Here is a 371-nt window from a genome sequence, read left to right on the forward strand (position 1 = left end):
ATATGGGAGCGGCACAAAAGCTGGCCACGCAATACGGCGCTCAGGCGGTGACGACCGATCAGGTGATCAGCGACCCCTCGATCGACGCCGTGCTCATCGCCACCTCGACCGACACCCATTCCGACCTGATTGAAGCGGCAACGAAAGCCGGCAAGGCCGTGCTGTGCGAAAAGCCGGTGGATCTCAGTCTTGAGCGGGCGCGCGCCTGCCAGGCGGTGGCGGCTACCACCGGCCGTCCCGTGATGATCGGCTTCAACCGCCGCTTCGATCCGAACTTCGCAGCACTGAAGGCCGCCGCCGACCGCGGCGAAATCGGCAGAAGCGAACTTCTGTCGGTGACCTCGTTCGATCCGGCGCCGCCGCCGGTGTCC

At 65.8% G+C, this 371-nt stretch carries 1 protein-coding gene; it reads left to right on the plus strand.

Annotated features, from left to right (window positions below; all coding sequences use genetic code 11):
* The coding region (locus tag AC1D0P_RS31995; protein WP_477680399.1) for a Gfo/Idh/MocA family oxidoreductase at positions 1-371 on the plus strand (371 nt) is incomplete at both ends.

Source organism: Polaromonas sp. P1_G2, from assembly GCF_056405515.1.